This is a genomic window from Variovorax paradoxus NBRC 15149 (genome assembly GCF_001591365.1).
GTDB lineage: Bacteria > Pseudomonadota > Gammaproteobacteria > Burkholderiales > Burkholderiaceae_C > Variovorax > Variovorax paradoxus.
Genome location: NZ_BCUT01000001.1, coordinates 972,813 through 989,519 on the forward strand (window position 1 = coordinate 972,813; position 16,707 = coordinate 989,519).

General features: G+C 64.8%; 15 protein-coding genes and 1 pseudogene. 7 read left to right on the plus strand and 9 right to left on the minus strand.

Translation table 11 applies throughout. From position 1 onward, the window contains the following. Positions 1-128 precede the first annotated feature (128 nt). The 3 genes and pseudogenes from VPA02S_RS04610 to VPA02S_RS04620 form a co-directional block, all read right to left on the minus strand. A pseudogene (locus tag VPA02S_RS04610) lies at positions 129-562 on the minus strand (phosphate acyltransferase); the annotation flags it as partial. 98 nt (positions 563-660) lie between these two features. After that, the gene (locus VPA02S_RS04615; RefSeq protein WP_062362418.1) at positions 661-1,626 is read right to left on the minus strand and encodes a tripartite tricarboxylate transporter substrate-binding protein; all 966 of its coding nucleotides are present in this window, start codon (positions 1,624-1,626) and stop codon (positions 661-663) included. 41 nt (positions 1,627-1,667) lie between these two features. Next, positions 1,668-2,834 carry a mandelate racemase/muconate lactonizing enzyme family protein gene (locus tag VPA02S_RS04620; protein WP_062362421.1) on the minus strand — a complete coding sequence of 389 codons (1,167 nt, stop codon included), beginning with the start codon at positions 2,832-2,834 and terminating at the stop codon, positions 1,668-1,670. 103 nt (positions 2,835-2,937) lie between these two features. On the opposite strand from VPA02S_RS04620, the gene VPA02S_RS04625 reads away from it, so the two are divergent. Together VPA02S_RS04625 and VPA02S_RS31290 are read left to right on the plus strand one after the other, a co-directional pair. After that, complete coding sequence (locus VPA02S_RS04625; protein ID WP_062364419.1) at positions 2,938-3,837, plus strand: LysR substrate-binding domain-containing protein; 900 nt, start codon at positions 2,938-2,940, stop codon at positions 3,835-3,837. A gap of 12 nt (positions 3,838-3,849) precedes the next feature. Beyond that, complete coding sequence (locus VPA02S_RS31290) at positions 3,850-4,269, plus strand: Arm DNA-binding domain-containing protein (RefSeq protein ID WP_081247496.1); 420 nt, start codon at positions 3,850-3,852, stop codon at positions 4,267-4,269. Positions 4,270-4,340: 71 nt separating this feature from the next. Here the strand turns inward: VPA02S_RS31290 and VPA02S_RS04630 are convergent, their stop codons facing one another. Further along, on the minus strand, positions 4,341-5,309 hold the full coding sequence (locus VPA02S_RS04630) for a LysR family transcriptional regulator (RefSeq protein WP_062362424.1): 969 nt from the start codon (positions 5,307-5,309) through the stop codon (positions 4,341-4,343). A gap of 102 nt (positions 5,310-5,411) precedes the next feature. Here VPA02S_RS04630 and VPA02S_RS04635 point away from each other — a divergent pair, with 102 nt between their 5' ends. Beyond that, the gene (locus tag VPA02S_RS04635) at positions 5,412-6,398 is read left to right on the plus strand and encodes a Bug family tripartite tricarboxylate transporter substrate binding protein (protein WP_081247497.1); all 987 of its coding nucleotides are present in this window, start codon (positions 5,412-5,414) and stop codon (positions 6,396-6,398) included. Positions 6,399-6,486: 88 nt separating this feature from the next. Continuing rightward, the gene (gene ggt / locus VPA02S_RS04640) at positions 6,487-8,118 is read left to right on the plus strand and encodes a gamma-glutamyltransferase (RefSeq protein WP_018903073.1); all 1,632 of its coding nucleotides are present in this window, start codon (positions 6,487-6,489) and stop codon (positions 8,116-8,118) included. 622 nt (positions 8,119-8,740) lie between these two features. Here ggt and VPA02S_RS04645 read toward each other — a convergent pair. Next, the gene (locus VPA02S_RS04645; protein WP_062362426.1) at positions 8,741-9,226 is read right to left on the minus strand and encodes a MarR family winged helix-turn-helix transcriptional regulator; all 486 of its coding nucleotides are present in this window, start codon (positions 9,224-9,226) and stop codon (positions 8,741-8,743) included. Positions 9,227-9,292: 66 nt separating this feature from the next. Here VPA02S_RS04645 and VPA02S_RS04650 point away from each other — a divergent pair, with 66 nt between their 5' ends. From VPA02S_RS04650 to VPA02S_RS04660, 3 genes are all read left to right on the plus strand, one after another. Then, positions 9,293-10,180: an SDR family NAD(P)-dependent oxidoreductase gene (locus VPA02S_RS04650; RefSeq protein ID WP_062362429.1), complete on the plus strand. Its 888-nt coding sequence runs from the start codon at positions 9,293-9,295 to the stop codon at positions 10,178-10,180. Positions 10,181-10,390: 210 nt separating this feature from the next. Further along, positions 10,391-11,176: an exodeoxyribonuclease III gene (gene xth, locus VPA02S_RS04655; RefSeq protein WP_012746780.1), complete on the plus strand. Its 786-nt coding sequence runs from the start codon at positions 10,391-10,393 to the stop codon at positions 11,174-11,176. Next, a complete protein-coding gene (locus tag VPA02S_RS04660) occupies positions 11,176-11,688 on the plus strand; it encodes a hypothetical protein (protein ID WP_062362431.1) in 513 nt (170 codons plus the stop codon). Before xth ends, VPA02S_RS04660 begins: the two co-directional genes overlap by 1 nt. A gap of 142 nt (positions 11,689-11,830) precedes the next feature. On the opposite strand, the gene ntrC is transcribed toward VPA02S_RS04660, so the two are convergent. The 4 genes from ntrC to glnA form a co-directional block, all read right to left on the minus strand. Further along, positions 11,831-13,366: a nitrogen regulation protein NR(I) gene (gene ntrC / locus VPA02S_RS04665; protein ID WP_012746778.1), complete on the minus strand. Its 1,536-nt coding sequence runs from the start codon at positions 13,364-13,366 to the stop codon at positions 11,831-11,833. A gap of 23 nt (positions 13,367-13,389) precedes the next feature. Beyond that, positions 13,390-14,469: a nitrogen regulation protein NR(II) gene (gene glnL / locus VPA02S_RS04670; protein WP_012746777.1), complete on the minus strand. Its 1,080-nt coding sequence runs from the start codon at positions 14,467-14,469 to the stop codon at positions 13,390-13,392. A 4-nt stretch (positions 14,470-14,473) separates the two neighbouring features. Beyond that, positions 14,474-14,980, minus strand: a complete 507-nt coding sequence (locus VPA02S_RS04675; RefSeq protein WP_012746776.1) for a hypothetical protein — start codon at positions 14,978-14,980, stop codon at positions 14,474-14,476. A 211-nt stretch (positions 14,981-15,191) separates the two neighbouring features. Beyond that, entirely contained in the window at positions 15,192-16,607 is a 1,416-nt protein-coding gene (glnA, locus tag VPA02S_RS04680; RefSeq protein ID WP_012746775.1) for a type I glutamate--ammonia ligase, read from the minus strand. Between the last annotated feature and the right edge of the window lie 100 nt (positions 16,608-16,707).

The window sequence follows — 16,707 nt, forward strand, 5'->3', positions numbered from 1 at the left end:
GGCCAATGACAACCCGGCCAGAAAAGGGGCGACTCCTGAAGAGAGGCTCGATCGTGGCCGTCGCCATCATCGCGGCGTCCAGTTCCACTCTCAGTGCGCAAGCCGCTAAAGTCCAACTTGCCATGCATCTAAAGTGACGTGGCTGAGTTCTGCTCGTCCAAGTGACCTCCGTTAGTACCATGCAAACGATCTGCGTTTGCGTCGGCGACTGTCAAGGCTGTCATGTTCACGATGCGCCGAACTGTTGCGCTGGCCGTGAGAATATGCACAGGTTTGGCGGCTCCGAGCAGCACCGGGCCGATCGCGATATTGCCGCCGGCCGCGGTCTTGAGCAGGTTGTAGGAAATATTGGCCGCGTCGATGCTCGGAAAAACCAGCAGGTTGGCGTCGCCCGCCAGCGCGCTGTGCGGCATGACGATGGCGCGCTGCCTGCTGTCGAGCGCCACGTCGCCGTGCATTTCGCCGTGCTTTCGCAGCCGCCGGGGCGCTTGCCGATCACCTGGTCGATGTAGTGCAGGTGGATCAGCGTGGTGCCCCAGGTGCCGCAGATCATGCCGAAGACGGCCGCTAGGGTTAAAAAAAAGCGGCGCCGGCCGCGCTGAACCTTTGAAAGTCAGCAGAAGAACGCCGACGACCACCAGATGAAGCTCGCCTGAGGGCTCAGTCGGCGTACTCGCCGGCCTCCTTGATCACCTTGGCCCAGCGGTTCTTTTCCGCTTCGACGAATTTCCGGTGGTTGACTGGATCGAGCCGCTCGTCGGTCACGACGGTCAGGCCCAGAGCCTCCTCGCGCTTGATCAACTCGGGATCTTTCAAGGCGGCGAGCAGCGCGCTGTTCAGCTTGGCCAGGACCGGCGCCGGCGTTCCCTTTGGCGCGTAGAGCCCATGCCACACCTGGACGTTGAAGTCCTTGAGGCCCGACTCGGAAAGGGTCGACGTGTCCTTGAGCGCCGGCAGCGAAAGGCGCTGCAAGCTGGTGATGCCATAGCTCTTGACCTTCTTGCCCTCGATCTGCGGCACGGCATTGACCGCCTGTTCGCACATCAGATCAACCTGACCGCCGATAAGGTCAGTCATGGCCGGTGCCGTTCCCTTGTAGGGGACTGACGTCATCGTGGTTTTAAGAGCGCTCTGGAGCATCAGGCCGCAGAGATGCGAGGCAGAGCCCAGCCCCGCATTGGCGATGTTCACCTTGCGACCGTTCGCAGCAATCCATTGGCGAAGCTCGGCAAAGTTGTTCGCAGCAAGGGTCGGCTTGCCGATCACAACCGAAGGCGCTTCGTTGATGAGGCCCAGCGTCTCGAAGTCGTCGGGTACCTTGTAACTCAGCTTCCGGTACAGCGCTGGGGCAGTCGCCATACCGATGTGATTGACCAGCAGCGTGTAGCCATCCGGCGCAGAGCGCGCCACCTTCGCCGAACCGATCGTGCCGCCCGCACCGATGGCGTTGTCGACGATGATCGTTTGGCCCAGCGGCTTGCGCAGCGCCTCGGCGAGATCGCGGGCGATCTTGTCCGTAGGTCCGCCTGCCGCGAACGGAACAACCAGCGTGATCGGCTTGTCCGGAAACTCGGCGAAAGCAAGGGAGGCGGCGCTGGCACAGACGAGGCCAGCGATGAAACGCATTGAGTTGATCACGTCTTGTCTCCTGTTCTTGTTGCTGAGCTTCAGGCCGAAAGCGCCTGCATCTCGCGGTACAGATCGGCCTTGCCCTCGAAGCCGATGCCCGGCAGATCGGGCAGGGTCACGAAGCTGTTCTCGACCTTCACGCCGTCCGGGAACCCGCCGAATGGCTGGAACAGGTCGGGGTACGACTCGTTGCCCCCGAGGCCAAGGCCGGCAGCGATGTTCAGCGACATCTGGTGCCCGCCGTGCGGGATGCAGCGGCTGGCCGACCAGCCATGTTCCTTCAACATCTCCAGCGTGCGCAGGTACTCCACCAGGCCGTAGCTGAGCGCGCAGTCGAACTGCAGCCAATCGCGGTCGGGGCGCATGCCGCCGTAGCGGATCAGGTTGCGCGCATCCTGCATGGAGAAGAGATCTTCGCCAGTGGCCATTGGGTTCCTGTAGAAATTGCGCAAGGCTGCCTGCAATTCGAAGTCCAGCGGATCGCCCGGCTCCTCGTACCAGAAGAGGTCGTACTGCGACAGGGCCTTGGCATAGGCAATCGCGGTTTCCAGGTCGAAGCGCCCGTTGGCGTCGACGCAGAGCTTCTGGCCGTCCTGCAGCACTTCCATGATCGAGTCGATGCGGCGCAGGTCTTCGTCGAGCGAGGCGCCGCCGATCTTCTTCTTGACGACCGTGTAGCCACGGTCGATGTAGCTGCGCATCTCGTCCTGGAGCTTCCCATGGTCCTGCCCCGGGTAGTAGTAGCCGCCCGCCGCGTAGACGAAGATCTTGCGGTTGGGCTTGCCGTCGCCATAGCGGTCGGCCAGCAACTGGAACAGCGGCTTGCCCTCGATCTTGGCCACCGCGTCCCACACCGCCATGTCGATGGTGCCAATGGCCACCGAGCGCTCGCCATGGCCGCCCGGCTTCTCATTGGTGAACATCGTGTTCCAGATCTTGTGCGGGTCGAGGTTGTCGCCGCTGTCGTCGACGAGGGACGACGGCTTCGGCTCCATGATGCGCGGAATGAATCGCTCGCGCATCAGCTTGCCCTGGCCGTAGCGGCCGTTCGAGTTGAAGCCGTAGCCAACGACGGGCTTGCCATCGCGGATCACGTCGGTGACCACCGCGACAAGGCTCAGGGTCATCTTGCTAAAGTCGATGTAGGCATTGCGAATGGGCGAGCTGATGGGGATGGTCTTCTCGCGGATTTCGACGATCTTCACGGGTGTCTCCAGAGGGGGTGGGTGGGAGACTGAATGGTCGGCCGTGCCGTCTTTTTCGGCCAATGTTCAATTTCTCAACTTCTATGCGCTGGACGAACCGGACATGAACCTGATCTGGCTTGATGACTTCCTCGCGTTGGCAGCAACGGGGAACTTCTCGCGCGCGGCAGATGAGCGCCACAGTTCCCAACCCGCATTCAGCCGTCGCATTCGCGCGCTGGAGGAGTGGATCGGCGCCGACTTGTTCGACCGCAGCACGCAGCCCGCCACACTCACCGAAGTTGGCGAGTGGTTTGCCGGCGTGGCGCAGGAGTTGGCCGCGAGGGTGGCGCGCGTGCCCGGTGACGCGAGGAGGGTTGCGGAGGCCAGTTCGGTCACCCTGCGCATTGCGTGCACGCATGCGCTTTCCATGACTTTCCTGCCGCGATGGATCCGCAGCCTCGAGTCGAGCATCACGCTCGGGCCGGTGCAGCTCATGTCCGACGTCCTTCAGCGTTGCGAATCCCTGATGCTGCAGAGCAAGGTTCAGTTCGTACTGAGCCACGCGCATCCCGACGCCCATGGCGCACTCGATGCTGACCCCTACAGATCAGCCAGGATCGGCGAAGACATGCTGATCGCAGTGTCCGCGCCCAATGGCTCCGGCGAGCCGCTGCATCAGCTTTCACGGAAAGGCGCATCCGCCGTACCGTTGCTCTTGTACAGCGACGAATCCGGGCTGGGGCGCATCATGCGTGCCGTCGTGAGCCGACGGCTGGAGTCGCAAGCAGTACAGCCCGTCTTCACGGCCCATCTCGCCTCCGTCCTCCGGACGATGGCACTGGACGGCAGGGGCATCGCATGGCTGCCGCAGACCCTCGTGGAGGAAGACACCGGCCAAGGGCGCCTTGTCGCCGCAGCGAGCAGCGAGTGGGCCGTTCCGCTGGAAATCAGGCTCTACCGAGACAGCGAGCTCTTGGGGAAGGCGGCGAATGAATTCTGGAGTGCTGCGATCAGGAAGTGAGCGGCGCCGTTCCTGTTCCTAGTTCGCCGCCAACTTACCGAAACACAGATAGGGAACGCCAAGGCTCAAGAGACCGCCTTCAAGCTCGTGGAGCCAGGCGGGCTGTCGTTGCTAGTAAAGCCATCCGGCGCAAAGTTGTGGAGGTACAGGTTCACCCTGCACAGCAGTGAAAGCATGCTGGCCCTCGGCCGCAACCCTGACGTCAGCCTGAAGCGCGCCCGCGAGCTCCACCAGGAAGCACGAAAGCTCGTCGCAAGTGGTATCAGCCCCGTTCATCACAAGCAACAAGAAAAGCTCTCAATCGTCGGAGCCGTTGCTTCGACGTGGCAGGAAGTGACAAATGGCCGCCTACGCGCAAGCACCGCCACACAGCGCGATCGTGAGATAAAGAACGACTTGCTACCGAAGCTGCGGTTGTGGCAGAGACGCTGATGGCCCTTTGCCTCGCGATCATGGAGCGGAGACGCCTGCTGCCACCTGGGCGAAAAGCGCTGGCGCGGAGGCTACGCGCCGGGCGGCGCCTGCACTGGCGCGGCAGGCAAGCCCCGCGCATGCGCCTTGAGGCAAGCGACGAAGTCCATGAGCGTGGCCGAGACATGCTCGCGGTTCCACACCACGGTGATCGGGCCGAAGCGGATGTTCGAATCAATGGCGACCTTCCGGAACAGCCCCAGCGAGGCCATGTAGTCCGCCATGGATTCCGCACACACGCCGACATAGTCGCCCTTTTGCAGCAGCGCCTGCATCATGGCCAGCGAGGCGGTTTCCGCCTTGGGCACCAGCCACGATGCTTGTTGCTCGATGAGATAGGCATCCATCTGGATGCGGGTGAGCGTGCCAAGGGGCGGCATCACCCATTGTTCGCGCAGCACGTCGGCAAAGCCCAGCGGCTGGTTGCTGTGCCAGTGCTTGCTGCCCTGGCCGATGACGATGCTCACCTGGTCGTCGAAGAGCACGTGATGCGCCAGCTGCGGCTGGTGCGCCCTTGCATCCAGAACACCGATCACGGCATCCATGGCACGCGTGTCCAGGCCCTTGAGCAGGTCGTCGAACAGCCCGTCGTGGATGGACACGGCCACATCGGCATGGCGCTGCTGGAACGCGGTCACGGCTTCGGGCAGGCCGCCGGCAATGCCGGCCCAGACGCTGCCCACGTTCAGACGCGGCACGCGCCCCGCGGCCACCGCGTGCATCTCGCGGCCGGTGCGCGCGATATCGCCCAGCACGGTGATGGCCAGCCGCTTGAGCAGATGCCCCGCAGGCGTCAGCTGCACCTTGCGCCCGCGCACCACCAGCGGCGTGCCCGCCACGCGTTCGAGCTCTGCCAGCCAGTGCGACATGGCCGATTGCGTCATGTGCAGCCGCACCGCCGCCTCGGTCAGCGTGCCCGCCTCGTCCAGCACCAGAAAGGACTCCAGGTGCCGGACCTTGATGCCCCGCGCCCAGGAGAGGCCTTCTGAACGCTCAATCATGAGTAAACCTTCATGCATCCATTTTGCATTTTCACTAGGTGGATAGCAGGGTTGTCATGAAAATTACTTCATCTTTTATGTCGCACCCTCAGAGGAATCCCTGTGCCTGAAGCAATCACGAACGTCTGCAAGATCCTGATGGGCGTCGCGGTCGCGGCCGCCACGGCCACCACCGTGTACGCGCAAGCCGCCTACCCCAACCGGCCCGTGCGCCTGGTCGTATCGCAGGCCCCGGGCGGCAGCAGCGACACGATCGCACGCCTGTGGGCGGAGCACGCAGGCAAGGCCATCGGCGCCACCATCGTGGTGGAGAACAAGCCCGGTGCGGGCGGCCTCATCGCCGCGCAAAGCGCGCTGAACGCGCCCGCCGATGGCTACACCCTGCTGCTCGGCAGCGTGTCGCTGATGGTGCTCAACCAGTTCACCTACAAGCCGCTGCCCTATAACCCCGAGAAAGATTTCGTGGGCGTGACCATGCTGACCACGGTGCCGTTCGTGCTGTCGGCCAACCCGGCCACGGGCATCAAGACGCTCAAGGACCTGACGGAAAAAGCCAAGGCGGCGCCCGGCAAGCTGAACTTCGCGTCCGCCGGACTGGGCAACTCCACCCATCTGGCGGTCGAGTTGGTGAGCAATGCCCTGGGCATTTCGATGACCCACATCCCTTACAAGGGCGAGGCCGACGGCATCCTGGCCACCATCGGTGGGCAGACCGAAGTGATGGCACCGGTGTATGGCACGGCCCTGCCCCACATCAAGAACCACAAGCTCAATCCACTGGCCGTGTTGTCGCCACAGCGCACCCCCGAGCTGCCCGATGTGCCGACCCTTGGCGAGCTGGGCGTGAAGGGCTTCGACAACATGGGCTGGAGTGCCGTGGTGGCGCGCACCGGCACGCCGCCCGACATCGTGGAAAAGCTCAACAAGACGACCACAGCCTTCCACAACAGCCCCGAGGTGCAGGCCAAGCTCAAGAGCATGGGCGTAATCCCCATGTCCGGCCCTTCCGCGCTGGTCATGGAAACGGCGGCGCGTGACGCCAAGGCCTGGGGTCCCACACTCGGGGCGCTGAACCTCAGCGCCAAGTAAGCCGGCGACCCGCGCAAGGCCGCCCCTTTTTCTCATCCTCACCCTTTGTTGTGTCGCCGATGCAGCAAGGGGTTCGTCCTCACACCTCATGAAAAAAGAAGCCATGGTGGTCTGCCCACAGCCGGAGGCCGCCGAATCCGGCATCGACGTCCTGCGCGCAGGCGGCAACGCGGTGGACGCCGCCGTGGCCACCGCGCTGGCGCAGACGGTGGTCGATCCGCTGATGTGCGGCATCGCAGGTTTTGGCACGGCCGCCGTGTACCTGCCCGGCGCCCAGGTGCACGAATATTTCGACTTCCACTCGCCCGCGCCGCTGGCGGCCAGGGAAGACATGTGGGAGCACCTGCTGGAGGGCGAGACCAAGGACGGCTTCGGTTTCATCCTCAAGGGCCGCGTCAACGACATCGGCCCCCAGTCCATCGGCACGCCGGCCACGCTCAAGGGCCTGGAGGCCATGCACCAGGCGCACGGCCGCTTGCCTTGGCGGCAGGTGGTGGAGCCCGCCATCCGGTGGGCCGCGGACGGCTACTTCGTGCGCCCCGGCATGCACGCCTTCTGGATCGACGAGCCCAGCATGGGCCGCGTCGGCAACCTGGAGCGCCTGCAGTACTGCGAGGACAGCCGCCAGCTGTACTGCCGCCCCGACGGCCGTCCCAAGCCCATCGGTGCGCCGCTGCGCAACGAAGGCATGGCTGCCGTGCTGCGCCAGATTGCCGAGGAAGGCGCGCGCCCGTTCTACCAGGGCGACCTGGCGCGCAAGATGGTGGCGCACCTGCAGTCGCTGGGCGCGCTGATCACGCACGAGGACCTGGCCCGCTACCAGGTGCAGCGCAACGCGCCGCTGGTGGGCCACTACCGCGACCGCACCATCACCACCAACCAGCCCCCGGGCGGCGGCGCCATGCTGCTGGAGATGCTCAACATCCTCGAGCACTTCGATCTGGCGAGCCTCGAGCACAACAGCCCCGACTATCTGCAGACGGTGTGCGAGGCCATGAAGAAGGCGACGATCGACAAGGACCGCTGCATCGGCGACCCGAAGTTCTTCGACGTGCCGCTGGACCGGTTGCTGTCCAAGGACATGGCCCGCGAAGTGGCCGAGCAGATCCGCACAGGCCATCGCTTCAGCGTAGAGCGCGTGAACCCCGGTGCGCCCGTGCCGCGCGACACCACCCACCTGAGCGTGGTGGATGCTGACGGCAACGCCGTGTCCCTCACCCAATCGCTCGCCATGCCCTCGGGCATCATCACCCCGGGCATGGGCTTCCTCTACAACGGCTGCATGGGCGTGTTCGACCCGCGCCCGGGCCGCGCCGGCAGCATCCAGCCGGGCAAGAGCCGCTTCACCTCGTCCTGCCCCACCATGACCTTCAAGGACGGCGAGCTCGACGTGGTGCTCGGCGCACCGGGCGGCACGCAGATCGCGATGGGCGTGCTGCAGGTGCTGCTCAACGTGATCGACCACGGCATGGAAATGCAGGCCGCCGTGTCGGCGCCGCGCTTCTCGTCCACCAGCAACGCCATCGACGTGTGCAACCGCATTCCGCGCTCCACCACGCGCACACTGGAAGCACAGGGCTACGCCATTGGCCGCAACCCATACAACTACACCATCGGCTGGGTGCACGGCGTGCAGGTACAGGCCGATGGCCTGCATGGCGGCGCCGACCCCGGCCGCGATGGCGTGGCGTACCGGCTGCGCATGGATCCTGCGCGCTGATCGGCTGGGTCCGAATTGTTGTTGAGGTGCTGGAGGGAATTGAAGAGCCGCTGATGCAGCGCAAGAAAAGCCGGGCGGGATGTCGCACCGGCATCACGTCAACGAGGTGTCGAGTCTGATTGCGCGGTTGTGTGAGCTGTCTGGAGCGCGGGCGATCGATCGGAAAGAGTGCCTGGCCTCAAGCACGCCCCACCGCATGCAGGCGCATGCCTTTCCCATCCGAGGATGGATACCGCTGTCACTCTTCAAATGGCCATTGCGACAGGTGATGAGGGCCACACGACCCCAGTGGTGGCGGTTTTGGTGTGGACGCTGAGACCACGCACCTACACGGGGATGCCCCCTCGCCCGGCACTGCAGGCCAACCGACGATAACCATAGGCACGCAAACGCCCCATTGCCGTCGGTCGGTTGCCGGCCCCAGACGGCATTGCACTGTCGCCCGACGGCCGCACGCTGCGGGCGGCGATCTGGTCTTCACGTCCAGTTCCTTGAGCAGCCACTTTGCGGGTTCGGTCAAGAGCGGGGACGAGCGCTACGACCTGTGGCGGCTGCCGATCGGCAAACGGAGCGCAAGGCTCCGCTGAGCGGCATGCCTGCGAGAAAAGCCTGGAGCCTGCTTTCAAGCCCCGCCCTCCTCCGGCAGGCCATTGAACCGCCGGAGCAATGACGCAAGCTGCTTCACCTCCGCATCGCTCCACTGCTCGATGCGAGCATGCAGTGCATCTCCTTTGCGGTGAACGGCACGGCTGATCGCGCTCTTGCCGCGGCGGCTCAAGCTCACGACCACGCCGCGACCGTCCAGCGGGTCGGGCTTCACTTCTGCCAACTCCAGCTCGACCAGCTTCGAGATCAACCGGCTCGTGGCGCTGCGGTCCATCGCCACGCCTTCGGCAATGCGGCTCGCCTTGGCCGGCCCGAACGCGTGAAGCCAACGGGCAATGTGAAATGCCGCGGATGGCACGTCGGGGTGGAATTCCGCGGACGTCTCGATCGTCAATGCGCGCGAGGCGCTGAGCAGTGCGCTGAGCTGCTCGCCGAGCGCCAGGACCACGGCTTCACGGCCGCCCGCGTCCTGAGCGGCGGGCCTTTGCCTGGGTGTTTTCATGATGGGTGTGTCCTCTCTTCGCGAAGGTGGCTTATAGTGGATATTTATCCATCAAATGGAAATCAGATGAAAGAACGCCCCACCATTGTCGTGACCGGTGCGACCAGCGGAATCGGAGAGATCGCGAGCATCGAGCTGGCAAAGCGCGGAGCGCATCTGGTACTCACGGCGCGGGACAAGGCGAAGGCCAGCCGCACGCTCGGCCGCATACGGGCCGAGGCACCCGGTGCGCATGTCGACTTTCACTACGCCGACTTTGGCAGTGTGCACGCCGTTGCGGCAGTGGCCACCGAGATCGCCGCCCGGTACGACCGCATCGACGTACTGATCAACAATGCCGGGCTGCACGCCTTCGAGCAACGGATCACCGGCGATGGCTTTGCCGAGATGATCGCGGTGAACTATCTAGCGCCCTGGTTGTTCACGGACATTTTGCGAGACACGTTGATCCGCTCGGCCCCGTCCAGAGTCGTGACCGTCGCATCCGAGGCATCTCGGCGAAGCGGTGGCTTGACGCCCGACAAGGATCTTGTGGACACGAGCCCGTTCACACGCGCGGGCTCATCCAAGGTGTATGGCAAAACCAAGCTCATGGACATCATGTTCTCGCTGGAACTCGCGGGTCAGCTCGAAGGCACCGGCGTCGCCGCCCACTGCCTCGACCCGGGGTTCAATGTGACGGGCCTGGGCCGCGAGCTTGGCTTCGCGGAGCCCCTTGCCAAGGTCCTGAAGTGGTTGGGCGTGGGAGATCCTCGAAGAGGGGCGGAGATCATCGTGAGGCTCGCCACCGAAGACACTGACCCCACGACCGGCGGCTACTTCTCGGTGAAGAATGCACGGCCGCTGAATCCATCCGCACCGGCCGATGATGCGGCCGCACGGCACGAGCTTTGGATCAGGACACGGTCGCTGCTTTCGGAGCGCCTCGAAACTATTGGCTTCAAACAGCTATAGCCCGAGATCGCGCATGCCCGTGGACAGCTGAGTCGCAGCCGCACCCCCCGGGCGCCACAAGGCAAAGTCGAGAGCTTTTGCTAAGCTGGCCAACTCCGTCCCCCAGGACCAAGCGCAGCGAAGCATAAAACGGGTACGCCGCCGGGCACGCACAAAATAGACGCTACAAATACGGAAAAAGCCTTGTAAATCAATCGGTTACCATATTTCATGAAAATTGCCACCTGGAATGTCAATTCCCTGACCGCCCGCCTGCAGCATGTGCTCGACTGGCTGATCGCCAACCCGGTCGACGTGCTGTGCCTGCAGGAACTCAAGATGAGCGACGACAAGTTCCCGCTCGACGTGCTCAAGTCCGCCGGCTACGAGGCCGCCGTGTTCGGCCAGAAGACCTACAACGGCGTCGCCATCCTGAGCCTCGCGCCGATGCGCGACGTGGCAAGGAACATCGGCGGCTTCACCGACGACCAGTCCCGCGTGATCGCGGCCACGGTCGAAACGCCGGCGGGTCCGCTGCGCATCGTGAACGGCTACTTCGTCAACGGCCAGGCGCCGGGCACCGACAAGTTCGAATACAAGATGGGCTGGCTGCGCGCGCTGCGCGAATGGCTGCGCGCCGAAATGGCGGCGCATCCGAACCTGGTGCTTCTGGGCGACTTCAACATCGCGCCCGAAGACCGCGACAGCTTCGACCCCGTGGGCCTGGCGGAAACCATCCATCACACGACCGAGGAGCGCGAGCATTTCAAGGCGCTGCTCCAGCTGGGCCTGGTCGACAGCTTCCGGCTCTTCGAGCAGCCCGAGAAAAGCTTTTCGTGGTGGGACTACCGGATGCTCGGCTACCAGAAGAACCGCGGCCTGCGCATCGACCACATCCTGGTGAGCGAGCCGCTGGTGCCGCGCGTCAAGGGCTGCATCATCGACCGCGTGCCGCGCAAGTGGGAAAAGCCGAGCGACCACGCACCGGTGGTGCTCGATCTCGACCAGGGAATTTGATGACCATGACCCTTCGCACCCTCACGATCGTCGCGGCGGCGCTCGCGCTCGCCGCCTGTTCCGCATTCAAGCCTGCGGACAAGGCCGGCGACGGCAAGCCGCCCGCTACCGCCACCGACGAGGTGCCCGGCACAAGGGGCGACGTGCCGACCGTGCGGCTGATCACCGCGCAGACGCCCGCCGTGCGGGCCTACCGCAAGACCGGCGCGCGCCAGATCTACAAGGCCTATCCGCAGCGCATCTACAAGGGAAAGATCCCACCGCTCGTCTATGCGGTGGTGGTGGTCGAGACCGACATCGATGCCGAAGGCAACGTCAAGAACGTCACCTTCAGCCGCGTGCCGAGCCATGCGCCCGAGGTGCCGGGCAAGATTGCAGAACTCATCAAGGCGGCGTCCCCGCTGCCCAGTCCGGGGCGCCTGGGCGGCCACACCTACGTGGACACCTGGCTCTGGGACAAGAGCGGCAACTTCCAGCTCGACTCGCTGACGCTGGGCCAGCGCAGCCGGTAAATAGGCTCGCCCCCAGTCTTCGCGCACTTCGTGTCGCTAGGCCACCCCCTACCGGGGGCAACACCAGCGGCCCGGCAAAGCCGGTTCCGCGGTGTTCCTGGAAGGGGCCCAGCCACCCTCTTCCTTCTCTGTCCGAGGCAGCCTACTCGATCCCGAGTTCCTGGATCTTGCGGGTGATGGTGTTGCGGCCGATGCCCAGCTTCTGAGCGGCTTCGATCCGTCGGCCGCGGGTGTTGGCCAGCGCCGTGAGGATCAGCCGCGACTCGAAACGGCGCGACAGCACATCCCAGACGTCGGTGCGCCCGGCCGCGAGCAGCGCCTGGGCTTCGATCTCCAGGCCGCTCTCCCAGCTGCTTGCGCCCACCAAACCTTCAGTGGCCTCGGGTGCAGCGCCGCCCGCCGCCGGTGCCGCTTCGCGCTCGAGCCCGGGCGACGGCAGCGGTGCGGCTTGCGCGGGCACCGCGGTGGCGGCCGTGCCTTCCGCGGCTTGCACCGGCGCACCGGCCGCCGCGGCCATGACTTCGGGCGGCAGGTCCTTGGCCTCGATCAGCTGGGCCGGTGCCATCACGGTCAGCCAGTGGCAGATGTTCTCGAGCTGGCGCACGTTGCCCGGAAAGCTGAACGACGCCAGCTTGGCCAGCGCCGCATCGGAAATGCGCTTGGGCTCGACGCCGAGCTGGCGCGCGCTCACCTGCAGGAAGTGGCGCGTGAGCGCCGGCACGTCTTCGCCGCGCTCGCGCAGCGCCGGCAGGCGCAGGCGGATCACGTTGAGGCGGTGGAACAGGTCTTCGCGGAAGCCGCCGAGCTTCACGCGCTGCTCGAGGTCCTGGTGCGTGGCCGCGATCACGCGCACGTTGGCCTTGACCGAGTTGTGGCCGCCCACGCGGTAGAAGTGCCCGTCGCTCAGCACGCGCAACAGGCGCGTCTGCAGGTCGAAGGGCATGTCGCCGATCTCGTCGAGAAAGAGCGTGCCGCCCTCGGCCTGCTCGAAGCGGCCGCGCCGCATGGTCTGCGCGCCGGTGAAGGCACCGCGCTCGTGGCCGAAAAGCTCGCTCTCGAGCAGGTCCTTGGGGATGGCCGCGGTGTTGATGGCCACGAAGGGGCCGTTGGCACGCGGCGAATGCTTGTGCAGCGCGCGCGCCACCAGTTCCTTGCCCGAGCCCGATTCGCCCGTGATGAGCACCGTGACGTTGCTCTGCGAGAGCCGGCCGATGGCGCGGAACACGTCCTGCATGGCGGGCGCCTGGCCCAGCATTTCGGGCGCGGCGACCATGCGCTCCTCGGCCACTTCCTCGCGCTGGCTTTCGTCGACGGCGCGGCGGATCAGCTCGACGGCGCGCGGCAGGTCGAAGGGCTTGGGCAGGTATTCGAAGGCACCGCCCTGGAACGCCGAAACGGCGCTGTCGAGGTCGGAAAACGCCGTCATGATGATGACGGGCAGGCCCGGGTGCTTGGCCTTGATCTTGTCGAGCAGGTCGAGCCCGGAACCGCCGGGCATGCGGATGTCGCTCACCAGGACCTGGGGGCCCTGCTGTTCGTCGTCGTCGGCGAGTTCGAGGGCGGCCAGCACCTCGCGCGCGTTGGTGAAGCTGCGCGTCGGCAGGTCTTCGCGCAAAAGGGCCTTCTCCAGCACGAAGCGGATCGATTGGTCGTCATCAACTATCCAGATCGGCTTCATGCATCTCCTTGTTGCCGTGGCTGCTAGGGCAGCGGAATCAATATCTTGAAATCGGTTCGGCCCGGGACGCTGTCGCACTCGATCACGCCGTGATGCTGTTGCACGAAAGTTTGTGCAAGCGTCAATCCAAGCCCGGTCCCGCCTTCCCTGCCCGAGACGAGCGGATAGAAGATGCGGTCCTTGATCGTGTCCGGCACACCCGGTCCATTGTCGATGACATGCAATTCCAGTGCCAATCGATACCACTGCTTGTTGAATATCACCTGCCGGGCGATGCGGGTCTTGAAAGTGATCTGCGCATCGCCCGCGGCGCGGCGCTCGGCCAGGGCCTGCGCCGCGTTGTGCACGATGTTGAGCGTGGCCTGGATGAGCTGCTCGCGGTCGCCGCGGAATTCGGGAATCGACACGTCGAAGTCGCGCTCGATGTGCAGGTCGCGCGGAAACTCCGCAAGAATGACCGAGCGCACGCGCTCGCAGACTTCGTGGATGTTCACGTCGCCCACCACGTGCGGGCGCCGATGCGGTGCCAGCAACCGATCGACCAGCGTCTGCAGCCGGTCGGCCTCGTGGATGATGACCTGCGTGTATTCGATGAGGTCGCGCGATTCGACCTCCATCTGCAGCAATTGCGCCGCGCCGCGGATGCCGCCGAGCGGGTTCTTGATCTCGTGCGCAAGGTTGCGGATGAGCTCCTTGTTGGCCTGCGCCTGGTCGAGCAGGCGCTCCTCGCGGTCCTGGCGCACCTGCTGCTCGAGCGGCGACATCTCGATGATGAGCTCGCCCGTCTTGTCGCCCTGCGCCAGCGTGACCTGCACCGGCATCAGCTCATGATTGACGCGGCGCAGGAAGGCCTCGTAGCGCAGCGTGGCGAAGTCGTTGCTGCGCGCACCGTCGATGGCGGTGCGAAGCACGTGCGGCTCGTGAAAGCAGGCACCGAACTGAGAACCTTCGAGCGTGCGGCGCGAGGTGCCCAGCGCGTCTTCGAGGGCCGCATTGGCAAACAGCACCGAACCGTTGGTGCTGACCACCGCGATCAGCGTGGACAGCAGGTCGAAGGACTGAAAGCGCGGAGTGGCGCCGGCCGCCTTCTTCCCGAACGCCATGGCCCTACTGCTTGGCCGGCAGGCGGCCGAGTTCGCGGCGGATGCCCGCGATGTCGCTCTCATTGCGGGCCAGCTCTGCCTTCATTTCAGCCACGCGATCGAGGTACTTCTGGTAGTTGCGGCCTTCGCTGCCCTGCTTCTCGGGCTCGCCGTTGTTGTATTCCTTCTGCAGCTCCGCCTGGCGGGCCTCGGCCTTCTTGAGCTCGGCTTCGAGCACCGAGCGGGCTTCGCCATCGCGTGCGCGCTGGTCGACGCCTTCGACGCGCGGACTGCCCGCGGGCGCACGAGAGGCTGCGGGCGCCGAGTTGCCGCCAGCCGAACCGCCGCCCGACGGCTTGGTGCCCTGCACGACGGTGACGTTGCCGCCTTCCATGACCTTGCAGCCCTTTTGCTGGGCGATGGTCGAATTGTTGGTGTATTCATTGCCGCAGCGCCACACGCGCTCCTGGGCGAGCGCAGGCAAGGCGACCAACAATGAACCGGCCAGGAAAATGAGAGAAGCAGTCTTCATGAGAATCGGTAGTGGCGCGACAAAGGTGCATTTTCCTGCAATTCGACGCCACTGGTGACAAGATGTTCCGCGCCAGTAAAAAAGGACGGCCAAGCCGTCCTTTTCGATTCCCTTCCAGCAACACCGCGGAACCGGCTCCGCCGGGCCGCCGGTGTTGCCCCCTAGAGGGGGAGGCGGCTGCACGAAGTGAGCCGCTTCGGGGGTGGGCCAATTACAGCGAGTAGTACATGTCGAACTCGACCGGATGGGTCGCCATGCGGAAGCGCGTGACTTCCTGCATCTTCAGTTCGATGTACGCATCGATGTAGGCATCGGTGAACACGCCGCCCTTGGTCAGGAACGCACGGTCCTTGTCGAGGTATTCCAGCGCCTGGTCGAGGCTGTGGCACACGGTCGGGATCAGCGCGTCTTCTTCCGGCGGCAGGTGGTACAGGTCCTTGCTGGCGGCTTCGCCCGGATGGATCTTGTTTTCCACGCCGTCGAGGCCGGCCATCAGGAGCGCAGCGAAACCGAGGTACGGGTTCATCAGCGGATCGGGGAAGCGCGCTTCGACGCGGCGGCCCTTCGGGTTGGCCACGAACGGGATGCGGATCGAGGCCGAGCGGTTCTTGGCCGAGTAGGCCAGCTTCACCGGGGCTTCGAAGCCGGGCACCAGGCGCTTGTAGCTGTTGGTGCCGGGGTTCGTGATGGCGTTCAGTGCACGGGCGTGCTTGATGATGCCGCCGATGTAGTGCAGCGCGAAGTCCGACAGGCCCGCATAGCCGTCGCCGGCGAACAGGTTCTTGCCGTCCTTCCAGACCGACTGGTGCACGTGCATGCCCGAGCCGTTGTCGCCGACGATGGGCTTGGGCATGAAGGTGGCGGTCTTGCCGTAGGCGTGGGCCACGTTGTGGATCACGTACTTCTGCAGCTGGACCCAGTCGGCGCGCTGCACCAGCGTGCTGAACTTGGTGCCGAGCTCCATCTGGCCGGCGTTGGCCACTTCATGGTGATGCACTTCGACCGGGATGCCGAGCGATTCGAGCACCAGGCACATTTCCGAGCGCATGTCCTGGAAGCTGTCGACCGGGGGCACCGGGAAGTAGCCGCCCTTGACTGCGGGACGGTGGCCGGTGTTGCCGTGCTCGTATTCCTTGTCGGTGTTCCACGAGGCTTCTTCGGAGTCGATCTTCACGAAGCAGCCCGACATGTCGTTCTTCCAGCGCACGCCGTCGAACACGAAGAATTCGGGTTCCGGACCGAAGTAGGCGGTGTCGCCCAGGCCCGAAGCCTTCATGTAGGCCTCGGCGCGCTTGGCGAGCGAACGCGGGTCGCGCTCGTAGGCCTTGCCGTCGGCGGGGTCGATCACGTCGCAGGTCAGGATCAGCGTCGTTTCTTCGAAGAAGGGATCGATGTTGGCGGTGTTCGGGTCGGGCATGAGCTGCATGTCCGAAGCCTCGATTCCCTTCCAGCCAGCGATGGACGAGCCGTCGAAAGCATGGCCCGAAGTGAATTTGTCTTCATCGAAAGCCGAGACGGGCACGGTCACGTGCTGCTCTTTGCCGCGGGTGTCGGTGAAGCGGAAGTCGATGAACTTGACCTCGTTTTCCTTGACGAGCTTGAGTACATCGGCGACGGTCTTTGCCATCAGTTTCTCCTGAGTTGGATGGTGGTTAGGAATACAGGGACGGAGGATGCAGTTTCTATGCCATTGTCGCCGCTCGGGAACAGGCTTTGACGACAGGCGC

What these genes read in the sequence shown, in the direction of transcription:
- VPA02S_RS04615 (WP_062362418.1), bottom strand. Translation starts at nt 1,626, where the DNA reads ATGCGTTTCATCGCTGGCCTCGTCTGTGCCAGCGCCGCCTCCCTTGCT.
- VPA02S_RS04625 (WP_062364419.1), top strand. Translation starts at nt 2,938, where the DNA reads ATGAACCTGATCTGGCTTGATGACTTCCTCGCGTTGGCAGCAACGGGG.
- VPA02S_RS04630 (WP_062362424.1), bottom strand. Translation starts at nt 5,309, where the DNA reads ATGATTGAGCGTTCAGAAGGCCTCTCCTGGGCGCGGGGCATCAAGGTC.
- ggt (WP_018903073.1), top strand. Translation starts at nt 6,487, where the DNA reads ATGAAAAAAGAAGCCATGGTGGTCTGCCCACAGCCGGAGGCCGCCGAA.
- VPA02S_RS04645 (WP_062362426.1), bottom strand. Translation starts at nt 9,226, where the DNA reads ATGAAAACACCCAGGCAAAGGCCCGCCGCTCAGGACGCGGGCGGCCGT.
- VPA02S_RS04650 (WP_062362429.1), top strand. Translation starts at nt 9,293, where the DNA reads ATGAAAGAACGCCCCACCATTGTCGTGACCGGTGCGACCAGCGGAATC.
- xth (WP_012746780.1), top strand. Translation starts at nt 10,391, where the DNA reads ATGAAAATTGCCACCTGGAATGTCAATTCCCTGACCGCCCGCCTGCAG.
- VPA02S_RS04660 (WP_062362431.1), top strand. Translation starts at nt 11,176, where the DNA reads ATGACCATGACCCTTCGCACCCTCACGATCGTCGCGGCGGCGCTCGCG.
- ntrC (WP_012746778.1), bottom strand. Translation starts at nt 13,366, where the DNA reads ATGAAGCCGATCTGGATAGTTGATGACGACCAATCGATCCGCTTCGTG.
- glnL (WP_012746777.1), bottom strand. Translation starts at nt 14,469, where the DNA reads ATGGCGTTCGGGAAGAAGGCGGCCGGCGCCACTCCGCGCTTTCAGTCC.
- VPA02S_RS04675 (WP_012746776.1), bottom strand. Translation starts at nt 14,980, where the DNA reads ATGAAGACTGCTTCTCTCATTTTCCTGGCCGGTTCATTGTTGGTCGCC.
- glnA (WP_012746775.1), bottom strand. Translation starts at nt 16,607, where the DNA reads ATGGCAAAGACCGTCGCCGATGTACTCAAGCTCGTCAAGGAAAACGAG.